Source organism: Oscillospiraceae bacterium (genome assembly GCA_034925865.1).
Lineage (GTDB): Bacteria > Bacillota > Clostridia > Oscillospirales > SIG627 > SIG704.
In genome coordinates, this window is record JAYFRN010000043.1 from 45,218 (window position 1) to 69,238 (window position 24,021).

A 24,021-nucleotide genomic window follows, 5' to 3' on the forward strand; every position below is an offset into this window, starting at 1 on the left:
CCGCATTTCAACTGTTCAACAAAAAGCGGACAGCCGAAGCTGTCCGCTTAAATTCAGATAAAATATTATCCGATATTTTCAGAGGCACAGCTATAACGGCAAAAATGGGCAGACTTCTCCCTTATAGCTGTAACAGTGAATCCGCATATCAATGATTTAACGGACAAAATGCCCATTGAAATATTGATACCCTGAAGTTTATCCTTTGCCATATAGCTCACCTCGCTTTCATCAATTTTGTATATTATAACATAAAAGATCTGTGATGTCAATTATAATATATATGAAATTTTAATTTCCAAATTGAAATATGGTGCATGCCCTATATAATGTCATTTTACAAACATTTTAAAGCAGGTGTTTATCAAAAACGCTCCGAAAAATAAATAAACAAAGAAACGCAAAAACACGCTTCGTAATTCATATATCAGCATTTTCTTTATATCTGTATCAGGCATACCGATTGAAAGATAAATATTTGCTGACTTTTTGCGGTTCATATATTGCATACGAGCAATAAAAACTGTTTGAGCAATCCCCGCAAGTGTCAATACCAGGAAGCATCCTATCAAAAATAACAGCAAATGATGGACAACAGCCAATACATCTGCGGTTGTGTTAATTTGATCATAGGGATTGGTGTCCAGAACAACATTGGAATTTCCTATATTCCATAACAATAAGAATGCCAATACCGGATACAGTGCAGATGTAGCGAAGGTGAGGGCAATTCCATTATAGGCTTTTTTATAATACTCCATGCTTTTATTTGCCAACAGCTTTAATATTGGTTGGTTTTTAAAGGTTTGGGATTGATGATAGCTGTGCTTTTCCTTCGAAGCTTTGATATTCTGCTTTCTTATCGAGTGAATCACAGAGTGCCTTTTCAGACTTATGGTTTGCAAGAAATAACTGATGATAATTAAAAGCATTCCCCCGGCAATCAATATAATAGAAAGCAATAGGAATAATCCATAATCCAAAGCATTTTCTTGCGATACTTCTTGAAAACGTCTGCCTAAAGCAATTCCGGGAATGCTTCCGCAAATAACACCGATGATATTAGGCAGGAGATACAAGGCACATATTTCAATCAGAATGAGTATTCTTTTTTGCTTTCCGGTGGCTCCTACACTGGTTAGAACAGCGAGTGTTTGATTGATTTCTTCGCTTTGCATGCGACAATAAATTCTTACTGTTATAAATGTAATAACAACCAAAAATGCAACGGTCAAATTCATACATAATTGAACTTTTTCCGTAAAATTTCTTGAAGGTAAATCCATATAAGTTTGATTCGTAATTGCATTCGTTTGAAGCCCAAAGAAAGAGAAAAACGAAATTAACAGCATAGAAAACAAGAATGCAATAGAAAAAAATATGTTTTTATGATAATTCTGCTTGATCCTTCTAAACGCAATTCTTTTTACAGGTGACATATCACTGCCTCCTGTCACTAATAATTTTACCGTCAGAAATTGTGATTACACGTCCGGCGGAATTTGCGATTTCAGTGCTGTGAGTCACAACAAGAACAGTAATCCTATATTCCTGATTCATCGCGGTCAACAAGTCGAGAACTTCTCGTAAACTTTCCCGGTCAAGATTTCCGGTTGGTTCGTCCGCAAGGAGAATGGACGGCTTACTAAACAAAGCTCTTGCGATGGCAATACGTTGCTGTTGACCGCCGGAGAGCATTGAAGGGTATGCTTGTTCACGACCTGATAGACCGATTTTCGCAATAATGGAAGCAAGCTCCGCTTTATCAATAACTCTGCCGTCAAGCTCCGTAGGAAGTGTAATATTTTCAATTACATTTAATTCCGGTATCAAATTGAAAAACTGATAAATTACGCCTACCTTTTGTCGCCGTATCTTCGCTGATTCTCTGCCCGATAACCGGTTGATCTCTATATCGTCCAAATAAATGCGTCCGCTGTCCGGCCGATCAAGACCTGCGATCATATTAAGCAGAGTCGTTTTGCCGGAACCGGATTTACCTACAACGGCGACAAATTCGCCTTCATTTACGGTAAGCGACATATGGTCTATGGCAATTACCCGTCCGTTTAAGGTTGCATATTCTTTACACAAATCACTAATGATCAGCTTTTTCTGAGAGCAATCCATCCTGGCACCGCCTTTATTAATTTTTCATTTGATGCTTTTATTTTGTTATAAAGGTTAATACTATAATAATTATAACATAATTTACAGCCGATGGCTATATTTACCAAACATTTTCCGAATAAATAATAACACGGCGACCCAACTCCGTATAAGGCTTATAATTACTTATTCACATTGCGTATTTTTGCATACGCACATGCGCCGATTGCTCCTGCATCGTTTTTCAGCTTTGTTATGATGACTTCTGATTTTATAGGAGTAAGTCTTCCGACCGTTTCTGATATGACACCGATAAAACCGCCGAGCGATTCGGAAACGCCTCCTCCAATCACTACTTTTTCCGGGTTAAGCAGGCTTGAACAATTTGCAATAAGCACAGAAAGGCGGAGAACATATGTATCGACAATTTCTCTCGCTTTATTGTTTTTCATGTATTGTGAAAATAGCCCTCGTGAATCCGTGCCGATTTTCACGGCAAAGTCATTTAGCGCAGTGCCTGAGAGTTTATTTTCACATGCGCCGAAGGTGGATGATGAAAACCTCAGCGATTCCCGCGCTTCCGCTTCTTCAATGAAATAACCGATTTCTCCGGCGCTTCCGTTATGTCCGGATATGACGGCCCCATCTGATAATATCGCGCTTCCCAGTCCCGTGCCGGCAGATATGAACAGGGCATCCTGACAGCCCTTAAGGCTTCCGGAACTTATTTCAGCATAAAGCGACGCGCTGACATCGTTCAGCGCATAACATGGAAACTTGAATTTTGAAAAGAACGCATCGTAAAGAGATATGTTTTCCCAACCGAGCGCCGGAGCAACGGAAACGGTCACGCCGTCTTTGGCTACGCAGCCCGGAACGCCGCAGCCGCAGCCGGCAATATCGGACTCGTTTATGCCGTTTTCATGTAAAAATGAAAGAGTGTCATCATATATTGAATTGAAATCAGATGAAGAAGCGATACGCTTCTGTTTGAAAAAACTGCTGTCGGAGCTTTCAACACGCATATTGATTTTCGTTCCGCCAATATCGTAACCTAAAAACAATTTATTCATTTGATTTACTGCCTTTCAAAAAAATAGAATTTAAATATGCCATGACATTGAAACCCGCATGAATGTGTACTATAATAATTAAAATGGCAATTATGGCAACCTCTAAAAACTCGAATTTTAGAATAATCGATTGTGTTATTTAATTGCCGAGTTAATAAATAAGTTATACACTAAGGATTTAAGGTTGTTGGTATGTTTTATGTAAGACGGCTTTTTGATAATGAAATCGAAGAAGCTTCGCGATTGATATGGCTGACTTTTTATAAATTCGAATCAAAGGGATATTCAGAAGAAGGACTTGTCAATTTTAGAAATTTTATCGAACCTGTTTCTTTGAGAATGAACAGCTTCGATGGATATGTTGTTTTGTTCGGCGCGTTCGATCAGGGAGACCGATCAAAAGACAGACTTGTCGGCGTTTCCGGAGTGCGCGAAAAGAGCCATATTTGTTTGAATTTTGTCGACGGAGAATATCACCGCCACGGAATCGGCAGAGAATTATTCAATGAAATGTATGAATTTGCGAAAACTGATGCGAATATAAACGAAATGACAGTAAACTCGTCGGATTACGGCATGGCTTTTTATGAGGCGATGGGCTTTGAAAAAGCAGGAGAAAGGATGGTCCGCGACGGAATTGTCTACACTCCGTACAGGCTTGGATTAAAATAAACATATTTTCATGTTGTAAAAGATCAGTGAACGCAACCCGGTTTATTTATAAGGAAAGCGGCACGAAATATTCGCACCGCCTTGATAATCACTGATGTTACAGCGAGATTGCTTGATTATTTATAAAGATCTTGCCATGCTTCTTTTCTAAGAAGCAGCGCATTTTGTAATTTCAGCCGATGCTTTTTGCGTGCGCAAGGAGATGTTTTTCTGCTTCCGCGCACCATAGACCGTTATTGGCCTTCACTATTTCGCCCAGCTTTGCATACAGCGGATCGTTTTCACCCAGCTTTTCCAAATCGTCAAGAGCGACAAGCGGCATGCTTATATTTGTGTATATAAGCTTCTTTCCGCCCTTTATATTCGGCAGGTTGAGAATGGTATCCTTCGCCGCGTCAAGCCCTCCGATGTGAGTGATCATTGCGGAAGGATTAATCTTTCCATGCTGCATAAGACAAAGAGATTCTTTCATGTCATCCGTGTTCCCGCCGCTGGTTCCGACAATATGCGTGGAAATATAATGGACATTGTAAAAATTAAACATGGCGGAGAATTCGGTGTTTGTCGGACCCGCGAAGAAGTTGAGGCATCCGTCGCGTGCCAACAGTCTGTCGCCCATTTCAACAACGGGTTTAACAGGAGCAAATACAAACAGATCGTCGAATCCGTTGCCGCCGGTGAGGCTTCGCAGATAATCTTCTGCATTTTCGCATTTTGCTGTGTTGATGTAATAGAGCTTTACGCCTTCCGAGGCCGCTTTTTCAACCGAAAGTATCTCGGCCGCGCGTGCCAGTCTTGCGTCGTCGATATCGGTGACGACTATTATGGCGGGCTTTATTCCGCCGTGAATCGCATAATCAATGGCTCCGAGACCCATCGGTCCCGCTCCGGCGAGAATTGCGAGGCATCCGCCTTCCTTAATACCCATCTTATGAGTATACACGCCGTTTTGCGTATGATACATAGCGTGGAAAGAACCGATTATGCAGCTCATTGGCTCGGAAAGAGAGCCGTGGAAAAATGCCTCTCCATTGTAAGGGAGAAGAGAACCCGTTTCCATCACCTCGTGAGGAATTACGATATATGTGGCGTCACCGCCGATATATTTATATGAATAACCGGGAGAATTAAGACTGCCGTTGTAATTGAGCGCGGGTTGTATTGAAAATCTGTCTCCGGACTTGAATTGGCTTTGCCATTTTTGTCCGACTTTGATGATTTCACCGCAAAATTCGTGACCGATTATGATTGGGTTTACCGCTACGTCATCGGGAACTCTTTTATGTGCCGCTCCCTGTATGGTGGCTTTATAGCTTGACATACAAACGCTGTCTGAAATAATGTGGGCGAGTATTTCGTCATCCTTTATTTCCGGAAGCTCAAATGACTCGAGTCTGAGGTCGTTCTGACCGTATAAACGAAGTGCTGTTGTTTTCATTTTATAATCCTTTATAATAATATATAATGACAATTTAATTTTCTGCTTAATTATTCGCAGTGCTGCCGGTATTATTTATTGATTTACCTGTTGAGTTGCCGGTATTATCAGCTGCTTGATTTTCATCCGTAACGGGCGGTGCTGAGGTATCTGAAACGGATGCGGCAGTGGTTTCCGGAGCCTTGCTATAATCGATAGCTGTGCCGGAATTGATTTTTATAAATATCAGGCATAACACAAATGTCAGAAGTATAATAATTGACGCGGATATAGAATTGCGAAGCTTGCGCTTATGATTTTTGTGTAGAGCTTTATTCATATATATGTTTATCTACTCCCGAGGGAAGCCAACAATCCGATAAATGATGCGGCAATCAACGTGTATAATAAAATTGAGATACCAATGGATATTAAGATTATGATCAGATGTGCCCGTGCGAAGTTCTTTTTATTTATCTCTGTGGAGGAGTCAAATGCCCAGATAAGGTATATAATTAGCCCGGCGATCGGTATCATTCCCACGAGTATCATTAAAAGATATGAACTGACGGAAATCACCTGCGGTGGCTGGACATAGTATGGCTGCCCGTATTGGTTATATCCTGTGTTTGTATAATATCCCTGATTGTAATTGAATTGCTGTCCGGCGCCTTGGCCGCCGGATGAGCTATACGAACCGTAAACGGGAGCATATGAAGCTCCTTTATTTTGAGCTGTATTATAATCCTGATTATTGGGTTTTGACTGAGAATCTGTATTTCCGGTTTCGGAGGACGACTTTGCTGTTTCACTTTCAGGCTTTTCCGCAGAAAGCTTATATCCGCATTCCGGACAATACTGATTCTCCGGAACTTCCTTTTTGCATCCGGGACAAATCATCATTTGACTATCTCCTTTAATTTTGTATTATACTAATTACTAACATTCTGACTGTTTTATACGGCTGTTCGATTGTTATAAAATGGTAGTTATTAAAAATGCAATTTAATAATCCTTGTTTTATAAAAGAGAAAAGTCCATATACAAGAGCCTTTTCTCTCTTTTAGCGGTATTTATTAAATTGCCGAGTTAATAAAAAATCATTGTTTTACAGTAGTATTTAAATGCCAGTTTGATAAATTAATGCTCAAAGGCAAAAATTTGCAGAGGGTAATTGAAGGATAAATGATATTATCCCTCTGTTATTGCTTTCAGTGTATATTATTATAACACATTTCGGCTTTTTTTCAATAGTAACGCTTGCTTTTTCCTTTAATTACTGATAGAATTATCATGAATTTCAGCGAAAAGCTAATAATAATGGAGTGTAAAATGGGAAAATTAAGAATTGGTATAATTGGTTCCGGCGGGATCAGCGCATGTCATACACATGGATACAGCCTCCTTCCGAATTGCCAGGTGGTTGCATGCTGCGACATAAATGAAGCAAAGGCTGCGGCTTATGCACAGAATTATAATATACCGGCATATTATACCGATTATAACGAAATGCTTGCTAAAGAAAAACTTGACGCGGTAAGCGTCACAACATGGAACGCGGCTCACATGCCGGCGTCTGTTGCCGCGCTTAATGCCGGAGTAAACGTGCTTTGCGAAAAGCCGATGGCTATGAACTCCGCAGAGGCTCAGCTTATGGCGGATACCGCCAAAAAGAATAACAAGCTGCTGCAAATCGGATTTGTTATGCGGTATAACAATACAACCGAAGTTATGGAAAACCTAAAGCGCGATGGCGCTCTCGGCGACATTTATTACGCAAAAGCTACATACCTTCGCCGGAACGGATGCCCGGGCGGCTGGTTTGGAGACAAATCATATGCCGGAGGCGGTCCGCTTATAGATCTCGGCGTTCACGTAATGGATATCGTCAGATATCTCGGGGGATTGCCAAAGCCGGTCAGCGCATATGGCGCGACCTTCAACAATCTCGGTCGCAACCGCGCGTGTAATTCCATTCCGACTTTTGGTTATGAACGTGACAACAACGCTCCTTCCGACTGCAAATATTCCGTAGAGGATTTCGCAACCGCAATGATCAGATTCGACAACGGGCTTGTTCTCAGTGTAGAGGCGAGCTTCAATCTGAATATAAAAGAAGATGTTGCTTATTATGAGCTGTTCGGGACAAAGGCCGGATTGAAAGTGGGCGACACCCTCGAAATGTACACTCAGATGAATGATTATTTTGTGGATGTAAAGCCGTATGCGCTTCCGAAAAATGATTTTACCGGAGCGTTCAACGCGGAGATAGCGCATTTCATTGATTGTGTTGCAAACGGCACAAAATGCAAAGCTCCCGCGGAAGACGGAGTAATCCTGATGAAAATGATCGATGCCATTTACGAATCCGCAAAGACAGGACACGAAGTCATTATAAAATAATTTCAGGTAAAAATCCGGCGGCGCGTGTAATACGCGCCGCCGGATTTTTTAAAAGGGAAGTACGCGGTTTCTTTGAAAAGAAGCCTGGTAAAGAAACTTATTATTAGAGATAAAAGCCCATATACAAGAGCTTTTCTCTCTTTTAGCGGTAATGATTTAATTTCCGATTTAACAATCGCTATCTCAAATACGAGCCTAGGAGTCCGAGCCTTTTTGTGAAAAGTTCATCAATGAAGAAGTTACCCGGGAGTCTCCCGGGAAAAGCTCCAGATTAAACTGACTCGGCATATTCCCTTATGCGGGAAATTTCCTCTCTGTATCCATCAATATCGTTCGGGGTTTCAAGATAAAATGGAAGCTCGCGCAGAGCGGGGTGAGTGACCAAACGCATCAGAGGTTCAAATCCGATATTACCTCCGCCGATGATCTCATGCCGGTCCTTTCTGCTTGAAAAAGCGCTTTTTGAATCGTTAAGGTGTATTGCCTTGAGCTTTTTCAAACCAATTACTTTGTCAAACTCCGTCAATACTCCGTCGGGATTTCCCACAATGTCATAGCCGCCGTCAAATACATGGCATGTATCAAGGCAGACTCCGATCTTTTCTGCGGTATGTCCGGGACAAACGGCTCTGTCGATAATTTCTCGTATTTCTTCAAATTTTCCGCCGATTTCGGATCCCTTTCCCGACATTGTCTCTATTAAAACAGTTGTTGTCATGCCGTCGAACATGACCTCTCCGATCAGCTCTGCTGTAAGAGAAATACCTGTTTCAATTCCCTGACCGACATGGCTTCCGGGATGAAAGTTATATGTCTGTCCGGGTGTTGCTTCCATACGCTTTAAATCGTCTGCAAATGTTTCCCTTGCAAAATTACGCACTCTTTGGTCGGAGGCGCAGGGATTAAGCGTAAACGGAGCATGAGCGAGTATATGCCTTATACCGAATCGTTCGCAAAGCAGCGAAAAACTTGAAATATCGGCAGGGTTTATCGGCTTTGCGGCGCCGCCGCGCGGATTGCGGGTAAAAAACTGGAAGGTATTAGCGCCTATCGAGCTGGCTTCCGAAGCCATAGCCGAATATCCTCCTGCTGACGAAAGATGACAACCTATAGTCAATCTGTTCATATATTAAACAGCGGCGCGCCGAATCCGGCGCGCCGACGATCCTTTGCATGTATAATCAATAATTGCGTTTGTTCTCGTCTTCTTTTCTCTTTTTTGACTTGTTGAGAATATCGAGGATCAGATCGTATTCATCGTCGTTGGCGGGTGTCTCCGCTTTTGCGGCGGAAGCGGTATCAGCGGCTTTAGGAGCGGCTGCCGCAGGAGATGCAGCACGTTTACCGAGAACCGCGCCCTTTTTTTCGGTGGTGAATCCGGTCGCGATGACGGTCACACGCATCTCGTCTTCGAGAGACGGATCAAACGCCGCACCCCAGATAATGTTGGCATCAGGATGAGCCTCTGTGGCTATCATATTTGAAGCTGTATCAACCTCTTCAAATCCGATGTCAGGAGAAGCGGTGATGTTGACTATGATGCCTCTTGCGCCTGAAATACTTGTTTCAAGCAACGGGCTGGATATAGCCATTTTTGCGGCTGCTTCGGCTTTATCCTTGCCTTTGCCGTTGCCGACGCCCATATGAGCAAGACCGGCATTGCTCATTATCGAAGTAACATCGGCAAAGTCAAGGTTGACGAGACCGGTCGTGCTTATCAATTCCGAGATGCTCTGTACGCCGCGGCTCAACACTCCGTCGGCAATTTCGAAAGCATTCAGGAAGGTTATACGAGTTTCAGATACAAGGCGAAGTCTTTCATTCGGTATGACAATCAGAGAGTCCACATGTTCACTGAGATTTTTTATGCCTTCTTCGGCCTGACCCATGCGCCTTTGACCTTCGAATGCAAAAGGTTTTGTGACGATGGCGATGGTAAGTATGCCCATGTCTTTGGCAAGCTTCGCTATAATAGGAGTGGCGCCGGTTCCGGTGCCGCCTCCCATGCCGGAGGTGAGAAAAATCATATCTGCGCCTTTAATTGCGGAAGTGATTTCTTCAAGCGATTCTTCTGCGGCGCGCTGTCCGATTTCAGGTTTTGCGCCTGCACCGTGACCCTTTGTTATTTTTTCGCCGATCGGTATTTTTTTGTCGGCACGAGATTGGCTCAGTGTTGCTCTGTCTGTGTTTACGGCTATAAATTCGACACCTTTGGCACCGTTGTTGATCATACGGTTTATTGTGTTGTTACCGCCGCCGCCGATACCGATTACTTTAATTACGACATTGTTCTCATAGCTTGTATCAAGTTCCATAGGCATATTTATGTCCTCCTGATGTATTTACAGTTAAATATTCAATTATAAAAAGCCGATAAGAACTTTACAATGACCTATCGGCGCATATTATACAACACTATATATTCTATACGATAATAGGACAATTTGCAAGAGCTTTTGTTCTTTTTTTTCAAAAAAATTCATCATAAAGTATAAATCGACTGAGTATGATTAAAGCATCAGATCTTGCTGTAAAGATTTACTATTGCTTCTCTCGTGTTTGACACGTCTATCTCTCCTGTGTCGTCCTCATAAAGCTCATCCACTACCTTTATAAACAGCGCGGTTTTATATATGGCATTATCCCAATCGCCGAAATATATTAAAAATCTGTTTTTAAATTCAAGAGTTATATAAAACTTATTCGTTACATCGATATAAGATATGCAGTCAGAAATTTCCTTTGACTTTAAAACACAATAAAGCTTGTCAACGGCATCGAATAGGTTGACGTCATTATATTGTATATATTCACCGACAATACAGCGTTTCACCTTATTAATTTTAAGTTCGATTCTGTGTGGAGTTTCTGTCAGATTTTCTTTTATATCGGAAAGGCATCCTACTACCTTCTGATCTGCCGAGAGAATAAATGTATTATTGCCTATTTTGATGGTCATCGAACCCGGATCTTCTGTTATCGTTATGATTATTTTATTGGGATACTGTTTTTTTATTTTTATATCAGATATAAAAGCCGCAGATTTGTAAATCCGCTTTTTTACGGAGGTTTCAGAAACTGAAAGCATTTCGTCTCCGTTTTTAATTCCTGAAAAAGCTATTATTTCATCTTGGGTATGTATGGAAGCTCCGAAAACTTCGATAACTGAAACAGTAAGGTAATATTTTTCGATAAAGTAAAATACACAAGCGATGAGCGAAGCAATTAAAAGGCAGAAAAAGATTTTCTGCCCCAATTTATTAATGCTTGCTTTTACTTCGGCTTTCTTAAGACCGCGCTCATCCATTTTGTATTATCCTGTAATTTCTTTGATTATCCTGTAAATTCTTTTATCCGAGTCAGTTACGGCAAACGCACGCATGGCCGACTTCATTTTTTCAATTATTTTGGGATTTCTGAGAAGCGCGTCGACTTCCGAGGAAAGCCTTTCACCCGAAAGCTCCTTTTCTTCTATCAGTATCGCTGCTCCTGCGTCGGCAAACATTTTTGCGTTTTTATATTGGTGATTTCCGGTTACATAAGGAGAAGGAATAAGAATGGCAGGCTTGTTTAAAACAGCAAGCTCGCTTAAGGTAAGTGCACCCGCGCGTGATATCACGATATCCGCTGCCGCCATCAGCTCCGGCATATTATAAATATACTCTAAAAGCTTAATGTTGGCAAGCCCTGAAAGCCCATTTTCTTCTGCTTTTTTATACCAGCTTTGGTAGGCGGCGGTTCCGAACGCGTGAGTATGATAAATACCTCGCTTTGACGAATAGTCCTTCATCATGTCAAACACCGCTTCATTTACCGGTCGGGCGCCAAGGCTCCCTCCGTATGAAAGTACGAAAGGTCCGGTTATTCCCAGCGAATCTCTCGATGCGAGTTGGTTAGATCCGAGCATTCTCGGATCAACCGGATTTCCTACGACTCTTATTTTGTCCTGAGAATTAAATTCATTTTTGCTTTCTTCAAAAGCGACGAGAATTCTATCCACATATTTTGAAAGCATTTTTACGGTCATTCCTACGACGGCGTTTTGTTCATGCACAAACGTCGGTATTCTCATTTTTGCCGCGGCGCGCAGCACAGGCCAACAGACATAGCCGCCCGTGCCTACTACGGCATCCGGGCGGAATTCTCGGATTATTTTTTCAGCTTTATATACAGATGTAATGGCAAGAAAAGCGGCTTTTATATTTTTAGGAGTGAGTTTTCGCTGATATCCCATGACATCTACGTGATATATCGGAAAATTCTCCTTGCTCACAAGCCTGTTTTCCATTCCTTTCGGCGTTCCGACAAAGGCAATTGTGCTGTCCGGCTCTTCGACAAGTATTCTTTTCGCGATGGAAAGAGCAGGATTTATATGCCCTCCCGTACCGCCTCCGCTCAATAAAACTCTCATATATACGATTTATCCTTTCGACAGGAGTTGCTTTTTTAAAAATTCAACCTTATGAAGCTTACCGCAAGCGGTATTATTTGAAGACATTAATTACGGTTGATATATGAATATCTCGAAATATTTAATACAACTCCCATTTCAGACATAAAAATCGTAAGTGACGTACCTCCGTAGCTGAAAAAGGGAAGAGAAACACCGGTTGCGGGCACTGCATTCGTAACAACCGCGATGTTGAGAAGAACCTGAACCGCTATCGCCGTCGTAAGTCCCGCAGCGAGCATCGCGGCGAAACGACGCGGAGCGTAACGAGCAATATAATATCCGCGCCAGATCAACAGGAAAAACAGCAATAAAACCGCCGCCGCGAAAACAAATCCCATTTCCTCACAAAGAATCGAAAAGATATAATCGTTTTGCGGCTCAGGAAGATAAAGGTGTTTTTGGCGGCTCTGTCCGAGACCAACTCCCCATAATCCTCCGCTTCCTATCGCATAAAGAGATTGAAGCGGCTGCCATCCTTCTGTTTGCACGAAATTTTCGGGATGCAGCCATACGGTTATTCGCTTTTTGCCGTGCTCGGTAAAAAGCATGAGTGCCAATAACCCCGCCGATCCGAATATACCCATTAAAATTATATACAGCTTTTTTGCTCCGCCGAGATACAGCATTATAAAAGTGATAAGCGTTATGATGACCATTGCGGAAAGGTGTGGTTGCTTATAAAGTAATACACAGACAACGCCGAGCAGCGCTAAAATGAATACAATTCCTTTCCAGAATTTCTTGATATTTTTAGGATATGTTACGGCATACCACGCTATGAAAATGACGGCTGCTATTTTTACGAATTCTGATGGCTGAAGGCTTGCGAAACCCAGGTTGATCCATCTTTTGGCGCCCTTGACGGAATAACCGATGATCGGAACAAGAGCGAGGGCACCGACAGCGGCCGCCGACAGCCATGGGGCGAATCTTTCATAAAAAGTATATGGTATTACCGACGTCAAGAAAAGGACGATCAAAGAAATGACGGCCCAGATGATCTGCCTTTTTGCGAAATAATAACTGTCTCCGTCAAAATATTGTTTTGCGTATACATAGCTTGCCGAAAACACCATTGTTGTCCCTATGCAGAGCAGAATTATGACAAGCAGCAAAAACGGACGGTCAACTCCGCTTTTAATCTGTATATCGGCGCCGCTTTCCGGTGTTTTACCTATGACGCGTTTTCTGCGTATTTTTCTTGCAATGCCGGTTTTTTCTATGCCGGAAGGAGAATGTGGAACTGCGGCACGGGATGCCGGAATATTTTCCGGCGCGGGACTCCGGCGCGCGCTTTTATACTTCCTTGAGCCATTTTTTTGCAAACTGAGTACCTCTAAAACCCTAAGTATGATACGGCGCATAATACCGCCGTGACTGCGGCAAATATGCGTACTATCTTCTTTTCATGCCAGCCGCTCATTTCAAAATGATGATGAATCGGAGCCATTTTGAAAATACGCTTTCCGGTAATTTTAAAGCTTGCGACTTGTAAAACAACAGAAACTGATTCCAGCATGAATATAAAGCCGGCAACTATAATGATCAGCGGATTTCCGAACCAGTATGCCACACCCGCTACTGCACCACCGAGGAATAATGAACCGGTATCGCCCATAAAAATTTTTGCAGGATATATATTATAACACAAGAAACCGATGATGCCGCCGCATAACCCGCCGAGAATCGTCAGCTTTGTAAGGTTCGCATCAGAGTATTCAGATAAAGTCGTGAAAGCGACAGCCGTGAATAAGATCATATAAATGAGTGTTACGCTCCCGGCCAGTCCGTCGAGTCCGTCTGTGAGATTGACGCTGTTGACGACATAAACAATGAAAAGTATTGAAAAAAGCCAATAATACATGCCGAGATCATATGATACATCCGTAAAAGGTATGCGAATCGAGGTTGTGATATGCCCTCCGGAAGCCATGGCAAATAAAAATGACGCGGCAACCGCAAACTGAAGGATCAGCTTTTGAATGATATTGAGTCCTTTGTTTTGCTTTTTGACAAATTTTACATAGTCGTCAATAAAGCCGATTGCTCCGTTTAAAAACATAAAAATGAAAATATAAAGCACAGCAAAGCTTTGTTTGATTATAACAACCGGAAGTCCGAAGATAAGAAAAGCGGCGAGCGTTCCGGAAATTATGAAAAGCCCGCCCATGGTGGGCGTGCCTTCCTTAGATTTATGCCATCTCGGTCCGATATCCAATATCTTCTGACCCATTTTAATGCTTTTCAGAAAAGGTATGAATTTTCTTTCGAGAAAAAAAGCGGCGAGAAACGAAATCAAAGCCGCGCCGGCGAAAACCATCGCCGCTGTGACAGTATCATTCATATTAATATAAAATCCTTTATATCAGATTTCCTCGGAAAGTCCGAGCGAGTCGATAACATCTTCGAGCTTCATTCTTCTGCTTGCTTTGAACAGAATCGTGTCCCCGGGCTTAATAAACGAGCCAAGTGTGTCAGAAAGTGAGGTTTTATCTTCAAAGAAAAAGCATTTATCGCTGGCTAATCCCGCCTCGCATGCCCCTTTTACAATATCTGCGGCGGCTTTTCCGTATGCGAACATATAATCGATCCTGGCAGACGCCTCTTTTCCTACCGCTCGGTGCGCTGTCGTGCTCATCAGACCGAGCTCAAGCATATCTCCGAGCACGGCAATGCGACGTTTATCATAATTGCCTATAACCTTAAGAGCGGCGGTCATCGATTCTGGTCCTGCGTTATAACAGTCCGCAATTACGGTTATTCCGTTCTTTACGTATATTTTCTGCCTCAGTCCCTGCGGCTTGTATTCGGCAAGTCCTTTCTGGATTTCATCGGGAGATACCCCGCATACCTGGCCTGCCGCGAACGCGAAAAGTGCGTTCATGACGAAGTGATCTCCGACCGCGGGAAGAACGATCCTGCGTTCGCATGATTCGGTTATTATGTCAAATGAAACCGTACGGTGATTGTTCAGGATATCGGACGGATATATGTCGTTATTCGGTCCGAAGCCCGCATATATCACCTTAAGCTTCCGGCTTTTACAGGTATTTATGGCGGCTTCATCGCGCAAAAGCGGCTCGTCGCCGTTTAAGATTATGACACTGCCCGGTTTCATATGACGCGTGATTTCCAGCTTTGCGTCTCTTATCGCTTCTCTTGAGCCGAGATTTTCTATATGGCTGATCCCTATATTGGTTATTATGGCAATATCGGGATGGCATAGCGAGGAAAGATAATCTATTTCGCCGGGAGCGCTCATCCCCATTTCACAGACAAGAGCTTCTGTCTGTTCGGTGAGTCCGGCAAGAGTAAGCGGAAGTCCGATGCGGTTGTTATAATTTCCGGGAGTTGAGTGAGTGTCAAAAGACCGTTTCAATATACAGGCAACGAATTCCTTTGTCGTTGTCTTCCCGACGCTGCCGGTGATTCCGACTGTATGCTTCAATGAAAGCTTATCCTTTATTGCCATACCGAGCTTGCCGAGCGCTTCGTATGTATCATTTACAAGAAGCATTGGCGCACCGCTGCCTGTATCACGTTCCGCAACGGCGCATACGCCGCGCGGAAGCGAGGCAATAAAATCGTGTCCGTCGAATTTATCGCCGCGAAGAGCAAAGAATATTTCACCGGGTTTGACGCTGCGGGAATCCGTGGAAACACCGGTTATATCATAATCGGCGTCAATATTTATCATTTTCGCTTTTAATATTTGTGCTACTGATGAAACGGAAATCGCAATCATTTATTGTTTACCTCTTAAGCTTTAAATAATCCAGAACGACATTTCTTTCCGAAAAAGGGTGTTTTCCGGTGCTGTCGATTTCGTATTCTTCGTGACCCTTGCCGGCAAGCAGTATAACATCGCCGGCCTCCGCAATATCTATGGCGTAATGTATGGCTTCAATGCGGCTTGTTATTGTCTTATATGGCGTATTTGTATCCGTTATTCCCGCCAGTATGTCTGATATTATGGATTCCTTGCTCTCCGAACGGGAGTTGTCAGAGGTGATTATCACATAGTCTGACATATCGCATGCGATCTTTCCCATAATCGGGCGCTTGGTTTTGTCGCGGTCACCGCCGCACCCGAACAACGTTATAATACGCTGTTCCGCAAAGCCGCGAATCGTTTTCAGGACATTTTCAAGAGCGTCGGGGGTGTGGGCAAAATCAATGAAAACAGAGAAATCCGTGTCCGTTTTTATCCTGTCAATACGTCCGCATACGTTATCCATATTCTCCAGCGCATTCGAAATGATATCCGGTGAAATGCCGAGATTTAACGCGCAGGAAACAGCGGCGAGCGAATTGTATACTGTGAAAAGACCCGGTATCGGCAGCTTCATACGAAAAATAAGACCCTTTGAAAGCAGCTCGTATTCCACGCCGTGCGCTCCCTTGAACCTTATGTTTTTGGCGGTGAAATCCGCTTCGTTGCCGTTTATGCCGTATGTTATGCATTCGCATGGCGCGGCTTTCATCATATCCGCCGCGGCGGGGTCATCGTTGTTGAACAATCCGTATTCGCACATGGTGAAAAGCTTTTCTTTTGCGTGGCGATAGTTCTCCATTGTCTTGTGAAAATCCAGATGATCGCGCGTCAGATTTGTAAAAATTCCCGTTGTAAAGCTCAATCCCGCGATCTTCTCCAGCTCCAGAGAATGAGATGATACCTCCATTATTAAAACATTAACGCCCTCGTCGCGCATGGTTGCGAGGATTTTAAATAAAAGCTCGGGATCAGGTGTCGTCAAAAAGCTGCCTGACTTATCGCACTCGAATTCCCGGTCGCCGATGAGATATTTCATTGTACCTATGAGGCCGGTCTTGAAGCCGGCGGCCTCGAATATATGCTTGAGCATATATGAGGTCGATGTCTTGCCGTTGGTGCCCGTTATTCCCACAGAATACTTAAAGCTCTTTTCGGGCGCGCCGTAAAAAACCGACAGACATTTTGGCAGCGCGGCACGCGTGTCCGGCACAACCGCATATGGTATATCATTTGCAAGAGGCTTTTCGGAGATAATGACAGAGGCCCCGGCCCGGATTGCTTCCGAGGCGAAGTCGTGTCCGTCGAATACCGCTCCCTTAAGGCATACAAAGGCGTATCCGGGCATAACTTTTCGGTTATCTGATACAACCCCTGAAATTTCCGGATCTCCTTTTATATTCGATTGCTCAATACCAAGCGTTTTAATTATTTCAGAATAATGCATGGCTTTCCTTCCTCTGCGGATACGCCGCGTATGTACTTGCATGGATTATCAGACAGCAACATATGAGCTTGTATTATGTAACAATAAGCTTGTCATTCTATTCCGTTGTAATGTCTGAATTCAACCGAAATTACCGTGCCTGGTGCCACAAGCTCTTTTTCGGGGATGCTTTGTTTAATCGCTATTGCACCGTCAACCATATCCATGGTAGAGTCGACAAGATTAATGTTCAGTCCGGCGTTGATGATCGCCTTGTTGGCGTTTGCGGCGGTCATGCCGATAATATTCGGAACCTTTACGGTGTTTTCAGGAACGGCATCACCTGTATACAGCACAACTATTCCATTTTGCATTAAGCTTGTGCCATGCGCGGGAATTTGCTCCTTTACCGTGTCGCCATCGCCTATGATTTTGCAATTCAACTTTTTGGTTTTCAATTCATCTGAAGCATCATTGACGTTTCGTCCTCTGTAATCGTCTATCGGATTGGCGATTAAACTGAGCTCGCTGTCGGTATATTTGGGTTCAATTCCGAGATACGGCAATACCTCTGAAAGTACCTTTGAAACCACGGGAGCGGCAATAACGCCTCCGTAATATGCTCCTATAGGTTCATCTATCATTATTATTATTGCGATTTTTGGATCATCGGCCGGAGCGAACGCCACACAGGACGAGGTATATTCTGTTTTTCCTTTGTTTTTTAGTTCTGTTTTAACAGATGTTCCTGTTTTTGCCGCGATTTTATATCCGACGACCGCCGCGTTTTTGCTTCCCCCGTCGATGACGCCTTGCTCAAGTATGGAACAGATTCTGTTTGCGGTGCTTTCGGAAATAACTTGGCGTGTTTTATCGACATCGTATGATTTAAGTATATTGCCGTTTTTATCAAGCGTTGCCTTCAGCACGTGAGGAGTTACCTTATAACCGCCGTTGGCCACGGTAGAGATAGCTGACAGATGTGATATCGGAGTGACCTTGAAGTTCTGACCGAACGATGCGACCGCAAGGTCGACAGAGTTGAATGTGTTGAGATTGAAGAAATAATTGATTGCTTCGCCGGGAAGATCAATTCCGGTGCGTTCCGTATATCCGAACGCTTTATAGTATTTATAAAACAGGTCGTTCCCGATTCTTTGGCTGAGCATGACAAACGCCGGATTGCATGACTGCTGGAGGGCTTGTTCAAAGTTGATTGTGCCATGTCCTGTCGTACGCGCGCATCTGATGGGTTGACCAAAACCGGGGATTTTGATATATCCGGGGCAGTAGAACGTGTCTGTGTCTGATACAAGCTGTTCTTCAACACATATGGAGGCTGTTATTATTTTAAATGTAGAGCCCGGCTCATATATTTCCGTCAGAGATTTATTCTTCCAGAGGGAATATATGAGATTCGTTTTATACGCTGCGCGTTCTTCGTCTGTTCCGGTAAAGCTGTCGAACAGCGCGAGCGAGGCGGGGTCAAGCTCAAACGGCGAATTGAGGTCAAAATCCGGCTTTGTCGAGTCGGCGAGAATTTCACCGTTTGTGACGTCCATTATTATGCCGGCGACACGGTTTTTAGCTTGAGTTTCGATAAGTGCTTCGTCGAGATATTTTTCCAAAATGCTCTGTATGGTCCAGTCGACAGTAAGCATTATATCCGTGCCGTCTTGAGCGGATATGTATTTTTCGTATTTATAAGGCATTTCACCGCCTAGCCCGTTCTTCGCGGTTACAACCTTGCCGGGAATTCCTTTGAGATAGCTTTCGTAATAAGCTTCTATTCCTGCAAGTCCCGTATTCTCAGATCCTGTGAAGCCAATGATATGCGACGCGAGATCTCCGAATGGATAATATCTTTTGGATTGTTCGGCAAAATGAATATATTTACCGAATTTTTTAGCTGAGACTATTTCTCGGAGCTGATTCGCGGTTTCAACCTCGACCTTTTGTTTAATCGTTTCGTCGGCGCGTTTCAGCTTTGCCGCTTTTGTCAAAACCATGGCTTTGTCAATGCCAAGAATACGAGAAAGCTCATTTGCGATATCCTCGGAAACAGTTATGGTTTTATCTGTGAACAGCTGGTCGAACAGTTCGGCCTGAGCTTTGCGATCTGCATCGTTGGAAATTGCGTCGAGTATGCTTTTTATATATTCAGCGACCGTCATTTGAGGAATCGTGTTAGGAGAAATGAAGATACGCTCCGCTGTCGCGCTTATCGCGAGCGGAGTCATGTTCCTGTCGTATATCGTTCCGCGTTTCGGGTCGATCTGAACCTCCTGCGTGAACTGATCCAGCGTTTTCAACTGGTAATTCTTATAATTAATAAGCTGGATGTCGACAAGCTTGTATATAAGGTATCCGCCTAGGGTAATTAAAAAAACGAACACCACCGCGCACTTTTTATTGAGCAGGGCGCGCTGCCAGCTTTGTGAGTATTTTTCCATTATTTCATCTTTATAGGCAAAAAGGAGCAAAGAGCCGTCTTCATCTTCTCTTTACTCCTTATTATCTGTATTATTTTTCCGGCGCACGGCATTGCCGGTTAAAAAAGCATATGAGAAAAAGCCGGATATTATTCCACTGATTCGCTTATAAGCTTTCCGAACGCCGAGAGGAGAACGCCGAAACCGCCTGATTTTTGAACCTCTACGACTTCAATTACATCGTCGCCCGTAAGTGTTACATATCTCTTGGGAAGCTGGTCTGCGCTTACCATGCCGTATTCTTCCTGTGCGATTTTACTCACCTCGGAAAGATTGAATTTAGAATCAAGCTGCAGTTGCAGTTGCTTTGCTTCTTCCTGTTTATCGGTTATTGAGCTTTGTAGATCAGCTATTTTCTGATTGCAGTCGTCAATACTGACATACAAAGAAAGCATATACATAAATACGGCGGTAATCATCATTGAAAAAACAATCATTGCGATCGGAAATGGGCGCTTTGAAGGAATAACCTTTGTTTTTTGAATTCTTGTCTCTCCGACTGCTTTCGTGCGAGCATGAACAATTTCTATGCCTGTATCCCTGGCCTTTACTCTTTGCCGAGAGACTTTTGAAGGCGCCGTTATATATTTATCATTAAGCTTATCGATATTTCTTGCGGCATGTCCCGGGTTTGTACGTAGCCGTTCTGGCTTAACTGTACGGGATGACCGGACGGACGCATATTCAGATCGACGAGCTTGCTTCGGCGTCGCGAGAATATCAAATCCGTCTTCGTTGTAATATGTTGATGATGCTTGGTTCAAATCCGGCCGCTCCTTTCAAAGTTTTTTTGCCGCTCTCAGCTTCGCGCTTCGCGATCGCAGATTTTCATCAAGCTCACAGCTGTCGGCGGTAATCGGCTTTTTGGTCAGGATTTCAATACTCGGTTTAAAACCGCATACACAAACGGGGAATTCACGCGGACAAGTGCATCCGTTGGAAAACCGTTTGAATGTCTCTTTTACCGCTCTGTCTTCGAGCGAATGGAATGAAATAACTGCGACTACCCCGCCGCTGTTCAGCTTTTCAATTACCGAATTCAGCGTCTGAGGAATTATTTCAAGTTCGTTGTTTACTTCAATTCTTATTGCCTGAAATGTTCTGCGCGCGGGATGTTTTCCTTCAAAACGCGCTTTCGGAGGAAAGGCGGATTTAATTATCTCCGCCAGTTGCGTTGTCGTCTCTATCGGAGAAACACCGCGGGCATTTATTATCGCGCGGGTTATCCTGTCTGCGGCGTTTTCTTCGCCGTATTCGTATATTATGTGCTTTAATTTATCGGCTGGATAATTATTGACCACATCTCTTGCCGTCAATGGATCGGTTTTGGACATCCGCATATCAAGCGGTGCCTCCGCATGATATGAGAAGCCTCTTGATGGCGTGTCGAGTTGAAACGAGCTTACGCCAAGATCGGCAATTACGCCGTCGACGCCTTTTATCCCGAGATAATCGAGAGTTGAGGCAAAGTTTATAAAATTATCGTTTATATATGTGATCTTATCCTCATATCCGGTGAGCCGCTTTTTTGAAGCGGCGATCGCATCGCTGTCGCGGTCAAAGGCGATTAAGCGGCCGGACCCGATATGCTTGAGTATTTCCAAAGAATGACCGCCTCCGCCGAGAGTAAGATCGACATAAACTCCGTCGGGCTTTATATTCAGCAGAGTAATAGATTCCTTAAGAAGGACAGAATAATGATAGAATTCGTTCATCAGAAGCCGCATTCCGTAAGAATGCCAACAAGCTCGGCGTTATTATAGCCCGCGTTTAGCGCGTCATATTTAGCCGCGTCCCAAATTTCAAGTCTGTCATCTACGCCTATAATAACTACGTCTTTAACAAGTCCCGCATATTCCCGCAGTCCTGCGGAAATCGCAGCTCTGCCCTGTGAATCGGCTTCGCATTCTTGCGCTGTTGAAAAAAGAAAGCGTTTGACTTCGCGAGCCTTAATTTCAGGAAGCTGCTTAATTTTGGAGCAGTATGATTCCCATTGCTGTCTGGAATAAACATTTATGCACTTATCGACAGATTTTGACAAAATGAGCTCATTGCCCATTTCTTCTCTTAATTTTGCGGGTATGAACAGACGTCCCTTTACATCGACCGAATAACGGTATTCGCCTATGAGCACAGTCCGATCCTCCCCGAAAAGCTGCCGCCGATTTTTTTATGAGGAGAATTTGGTTCCGGCTTCACCACTTTCCACCACAATTCACCACCACGATTTCATTATACAGACATTTTCGGAGAATTTCAATAGTATTTCAGGATTTTCTTAAAATATTTTTAAAAAATTCTATTGTGTTTACAGGGACATACGGTGAAAAATCCTTTCCGTATTTTATAATGTCACGAACAAAAGTTGAAGATATATAACTCAATTCCGGAGCGGCGGGATACAGAACGGTATCGACTCCGCAAAGCTTATTGTTTATCTGGTATAATTGATTTTCATAATCGAAATCAAGCGGATTCCGAACGCCCTTTATAATACATCCTATTTTATTCTTGATTATAAAATCGCAGAGCATTCCCTCGCTTGACGCTACGTTTATCCCTCGACAGCCTTCAAAGGCCGCTTTTGCCGCATTCACACGCGCTTCGAAAGGGAACATATATTTTTTTCCCGTGTTATTGACGACAAGCACCGTGACAGAGTCAAAATGCCTTGCGGCTCTTGTCGCAATATCATAATGACCGGCAGTGATCGGATCAAAGCTGCCGGGTAAGACCGCATTCATATTTTTGCTCCTAAAATAAGAAATAAGCTACAGTAAACCGCTTTATTTTAATCTGAGAACATGAAAGTAGGTTTTGCCGTATTTATATATTTTCGTCTCCTCGACAAAGGAGGCGGCTTCCTCGCCGAACGAAGCCGAATCGAATTCCGGTCTGTCGCTCTCGCAGAATATTTTACCGCCGTGCTTGACAAGACCGCTTTTTATGCATCTCTTTGCTGCTTCTTCGGCGATTCTGCTTTCGTATGGCGGGTCGATGAAAATAAAATCAAACTTGTCTCCCGCACGTGAAGCGGCTTTTATATATTCACCGTATTCCATTCTGAGTACGCGGCATTTCTGATAAAGCCCGGTTTTCTGCGCGTTTTTCTTTATGATTTCAAACGCGTCGGCATCGGAGTCAGTCAGTACGGCTGATTTTGCCCCGCGGCTTAGCGCTTCGAGCCCTAATTGACCGCTCCCGGCAAAAAGATCCAGCACATCGGTATTCACCAGATCAAATTGTATTGAGCTGAAAATACCTTCCTTTGCCATTTCTGTTGTCGGACGAGTGGTTTCGCCTTCCGGTGAAAAAAGGCGGGCTCCTCTTGCTGTTCCGGTTATTATTCTCATTTTATATTTCCGTTTCTTCGGCATAGCTCCCCGCCACATAACAAAATTCAATGCTTTGTATGCAGCAAGGGTCAGTGCTCTAAATATTGTATAGTTATTCATTTTAAGTATACCATATATGCGTAAAAAAAACTATGGTATTTTTAAAATAATTGTAAATTTTAATACGATGATCATTATAAAAAAAGGTAATGACTCTTTATTCAGGAAGAATAATACACAGGACGGTTCCGGTTTTTTAAGTGTATGAAAAAGATGCCGCCGAAAAGGGCAACAAGAACAAAAGAGTATAATAAAAACGACGACCGTATGGTCGACGTTTTTATTGAGGGTGATATTTACATTTCAAACAAATTTCTATTTTGTCTTCGGTAAATTCTTCGGGCTTCAAGTCTTCCGGAAGGAATTTGTCTGCCGTTATCTTTTCGGCGACCATTGAAATATCGAAACATTCGTCACCGGTAACTTGTCTTTGACAGACGAGCAGAAAACGGTTTTATTTTCCAATATTTAAAACTTCCATAACATATTTTGTCTTGTGTCCAATTCGTCCTTTTTGAAGGATGTCCGGATCGCATTGCTGCGATGCTGATATACGAAGCTTAAATAGTAGATAATGAAAGTTATGAAAGCAATCAGAGGACGTTTTTTATAACAAACAGTGAATATACTTATAAAAGAACGAGAAACGGTTATCACGATACAGCTCAGGTGATCCATAAACATATTTATTGCTGACTTAATTAATGTCTGCTGGATAATCATAAAACACATACATCAATAAAGAAATGATGAAAACAATGATTGCACAGGCAGCAATAAATGGATACTGCAGGTTTTGGCTGGTTTTT

23 protein-coding genes are annotated in these 24,021 nt (G+C 43.1%); 2 read left to right on the plus strand and 21 right to left on the minus strand.

Annotation, left to right across the window (positions count from 1 at the left end; translation table 11 throughout):
• Positions 1-65: 65 nt before the first annotated feature.
• From VB118_12385 to VB118_12400, 4 genes are all read right to left on the minus strand, one after another.
• The gene (locus VB118_12385; protein ID MEA4833398.1) at positions 66-212 is read right to left on the minus strand and encodes a hypothetical protein; all 147 of its coding nucleotides are present in this window, start codon (positions 210-212) and stop codon (positions 66-68) included.
• Between the two features lie 120 nt (positions 213-332).
• Positions 333-1,439, minus strand: coding sequence for a hypothetical protein (locus tag VB118_12390; protein ID MEA4833399.1), 1,107 nt, complete (start codon positions 1,437-1,439; stop codon positions 333-335).
• 1 nt (position 1,440) lies between these two features.
• Positions 1,441-2,130 (minus strand): ABC transporter ATP-binding protein, encoded by a 690-nt coding sequence (locus VB118_12395; protein ID MEA4833400.1) that lies wholly within the window; start codon positions 2,128-2,130, stop codon positions 1,441-1,443.
• Positions 2,131-2,291: 161 nt separating this feature from the next.
• Entirely contained in the window at positions 2,292-3,182 is an 891-nt protein-coding gene (locus VB118_12400) for an ROK family protein (protein MEA4833401.1), read from the minus strand.
• Between the two features lie 192 nt (positions 3,183-3,374).
• Between VB118_12400 and VB118_12405 the strand changes: the two genes are divergently transcribed.
• Positions 3,375-3,854, plus strand: coding sequence for a GNAT family N-acetyltransferase (locus tag VB118_12405; GenBank protein ID MEA4833402.1), 480 nt, complete (start codon positions 3,375-3,377; stop codon positions 3,852-3,854).
• Between the two features lie 172 nt (positions 3,855-4,026).
• Here VB118_12405 and VB118_12410 read toward each other — a convergent pair whose 3' ends face one another.
• Genes VB118_12410 through VB118_12420 form a run of 3 tightly spaced genes read right to left on the minus strand, consistent with a single transcriptional unit; the run spans position 4,027 to position 6,174 of the window.
• Positions 4,027-5,292, minus strand: a complete 1,266-nt coding sequence (locus tag VB118_12410) for a zinc-binding dehydrogenase (protein ID MEA4833403.1) — start codon at positions 5,290-5,292, stop codon at positions 4,027-4,029.
• 46 nt (positions 5,293-5,338) lie between these two features.
• Positions 5,339-5,611 carry a hypothetical protein gene (locus VB118_12415; GenBank protein ID MEA4833404.1) on the minus strand — a complete coding sequence of 91 codons (273 nt, stop codon included), beginning with the start codon at positions 5,609-5,611 and terminating at the stop codon, positions 5,339-5,341.
• Between the two features lie 8 nt (positions 5,612-5,619).
• Entirely contained in the window at positions 5,620-6,174 is a 555-nt protein-coding gene (locus VB118_12420; protein ID MEA4833405.1) for a hypothetical protein, read from the minus strand.
• Positions 6,175-6,603: 429 nt separating this feature from the next.
• On the opposite strand from VB118_12420, the gene VB118_12425 reads away from it, so the two are divergent.
• Entirely contained in the window at positions 6,604-7,674 is a 1,071-nt protein-coding gene (locus tag VB118_12425; protein MEA4833406.1) for a Gfo/Idh/MocA family oxidoreductase, read from the plus strand.
• A 271-nt stretch (positions 7,675-7,945) separates the two neighbouring features.
• Here VB118_12425 and VB118_12430 read toward each other — a convergent pair whose 3' ends face one another.
• The 14 genes from VB118_12430 to rsmD form a co-directional block, all read right to left on the minus strand.
• Positions 7,946-8,800 (minus strand): deoxyribonuclease IV, encoded by an 855-nt coding sequence (locus tag VB118_12430; GenBank protein MEA4833407.1) that lies wholly within the window; start codon positions 8,798-8,800, stop codon positions 7,946-7,948.
• A 55-nt stretch (positions 8,801-8,855) separates the two neighbouring features.
• Positions 8,856-9,995, minus strand: a complete 1,140-nt coding sequence (gene ftsZ, locus VB118_12435; GenBank protein MEA4833408.1) for a cell division protein FtsZ — start codon at positions 9,993-9,995, stop codon at positions 8,856-8,858.
• Positions 9,996-10,192: 197 nt separating this feature from the next.
• Complete coding sequence (locus tag VB118_12440) at positions 10,193-10,981, minus strand: FtsQ-type POTRA domain-containing protein (protein MEA4833409.1); 789 nt, start codon at positions 10,979-10,981, stop codon at positions 10,193-10,195.
• 6 nt (positions 10,982-10,987) lie between these two features.
• Positions 10,988-12,085, minus strand: coding sequence for an undecaprenyldiphospho-muramoylpentapeptide beta-N-acetylglucosaminyltransferase (murG, locus tag VB118_12445; protein MEA4833410.1), 1,098 nt, complete (start codon positions 12,083-12,085; stop codon positions 10,988-10,990).
• A gap of 86 nt (positions 12,086-12,171) precedes the next feature.
• Positions 12,172-13,452 carry a putative lipid II flippase FtsW gene (ftsW, locus tag VB118_12450; protein ID MEA4833411.1) on the minus strand — a complete coding sequence of 427 codons (1,281 nt, stop codon included), beginning with the start codon at positions 13,450-13,452 and terminating at the stop codon, positions 12,172-12,174.
• An 11-nt stretch (positions 13,453-13,463) separates the two neighbouring features.
• Positions 13,464-14,471, minus strand: a complete 1,008-nt coding sequence (gene mraY, locus VB118_12455; GenBank protein MEA4833412.1) for a phospho-N-acetylmuramoyl-pentapeptide-transferase — start codon at positions 14,469-14,471, stop codon at positions 13,464-13,466.
• Between the two features lie 21 nt (positions 14,472-14,492).
• Positions 14,493-15,872 (minus strand): UDP-N-acetylmuramoyl-tripeptide--D-alanyl-D-alanine ligase, encoded by a 1,380-nt coding sequence (gene murF / locus VB118_12460; protein MEA4833413.1) that lies wholly within the window; start codon positions 15,870-15,872, stop codon positions 14,493-14,495.
• A gap of 7 nt (positions 15,873-15,879) precedes the next feature.
• Positions 15,880-17,346 carry a UDP-N-acetylmuramoyl-L-alanyl-D-glutamate--2,6-diaminopimelate ligase gene (locus VB118_12465; protein ID MEA4833414.1) on the minus strand — a complete coding sequence of 489 codons (1,467 nt, stop codon included), beginning with the start codon at positions 17,344-17,346 and terminating at the stop codon, positions 15,880-15,882.
• 92 nt (positions 17,347-17,438) lie between these two features.
• On the minus strand, positions 17,439-19,778 hold the full coding sequence (locus VB118_12470) for a penicillin-binding transpeptidase domain-containing protein (protein ID MEA4833415.1): 2,340 nt from the start codon (positions 19,776-19,778) through the stop codon (positions 17,439-17,441).
• A 128-nt stretch (positions 19,779-19,906) separates the two neighbouring features.
• On the minus strand, positions 19,907-20,581 hold the full coding sequence (locus tag VB118_12475) for a hypothetical protein (GenBank protein MEA4833416.1): 675 nt from the start codon (positions 20,579-20,581) through the stop codon (positions 19,907-19,909).
• Positions 20,582-20,596: 15 nt separating this feature from the next.
• The gene (gene rsmH, locus VB118_12480; GenBank protein MEA4833417.1) at positions 20,597-21,532 is read right to left on the minus strand and encodes a 16S rRNA (cytosine(1402)-N(4))-methyltransferase RsmH; all 936 of its coding nucleotides are present in this window, start codon (positions 21,530-21,532) and stop codon (positions 20,597-20,599) included.
• Positions 21,532-21,951, minus strand: coding sequence for a division/cell wall cluster transcriptional repressor MraZ (gene mraZ / locus VB118_12485; protein ID MEA4833418.1), 420 nt, complete (start codon positions 21,949-21,951; stop codon positions 21,532-21,534). Before mraZ ends, rsmH begins: the two co-directional genes overlap by 1 nt.
• A gap of 133 nt (positions 21,952-22,084) precedes the next feature.
• Positions 22,085-22,561: a pantetheine-phosphate adenylyltransferase gene (gene coaD, locus VB118_12490; GenBank protein MEA4833419.1), complete on the minus strand. Its 477-nt coding sequence runs from the start codon at positions 22,559-22,561 to the stop codon at positions 22,085-22,087.
• Between the two features lie 42 nt (positions 22,562-22,603).
• Complete coding sequence (gene rsmD / locus VB118_12495) at positions 22,604-23,272, minus strand: 16S rRNA (guanine(966)-N(2))-methyltransferase RsmD (protein ID MEA4833420.1); 669 nt, start codon at positions 23,270-23,272, stop codon at positions 22,604-22,606.
• Between the last annotated feature and the right edge of the window lie 749 nt (positions 23,273-24,021).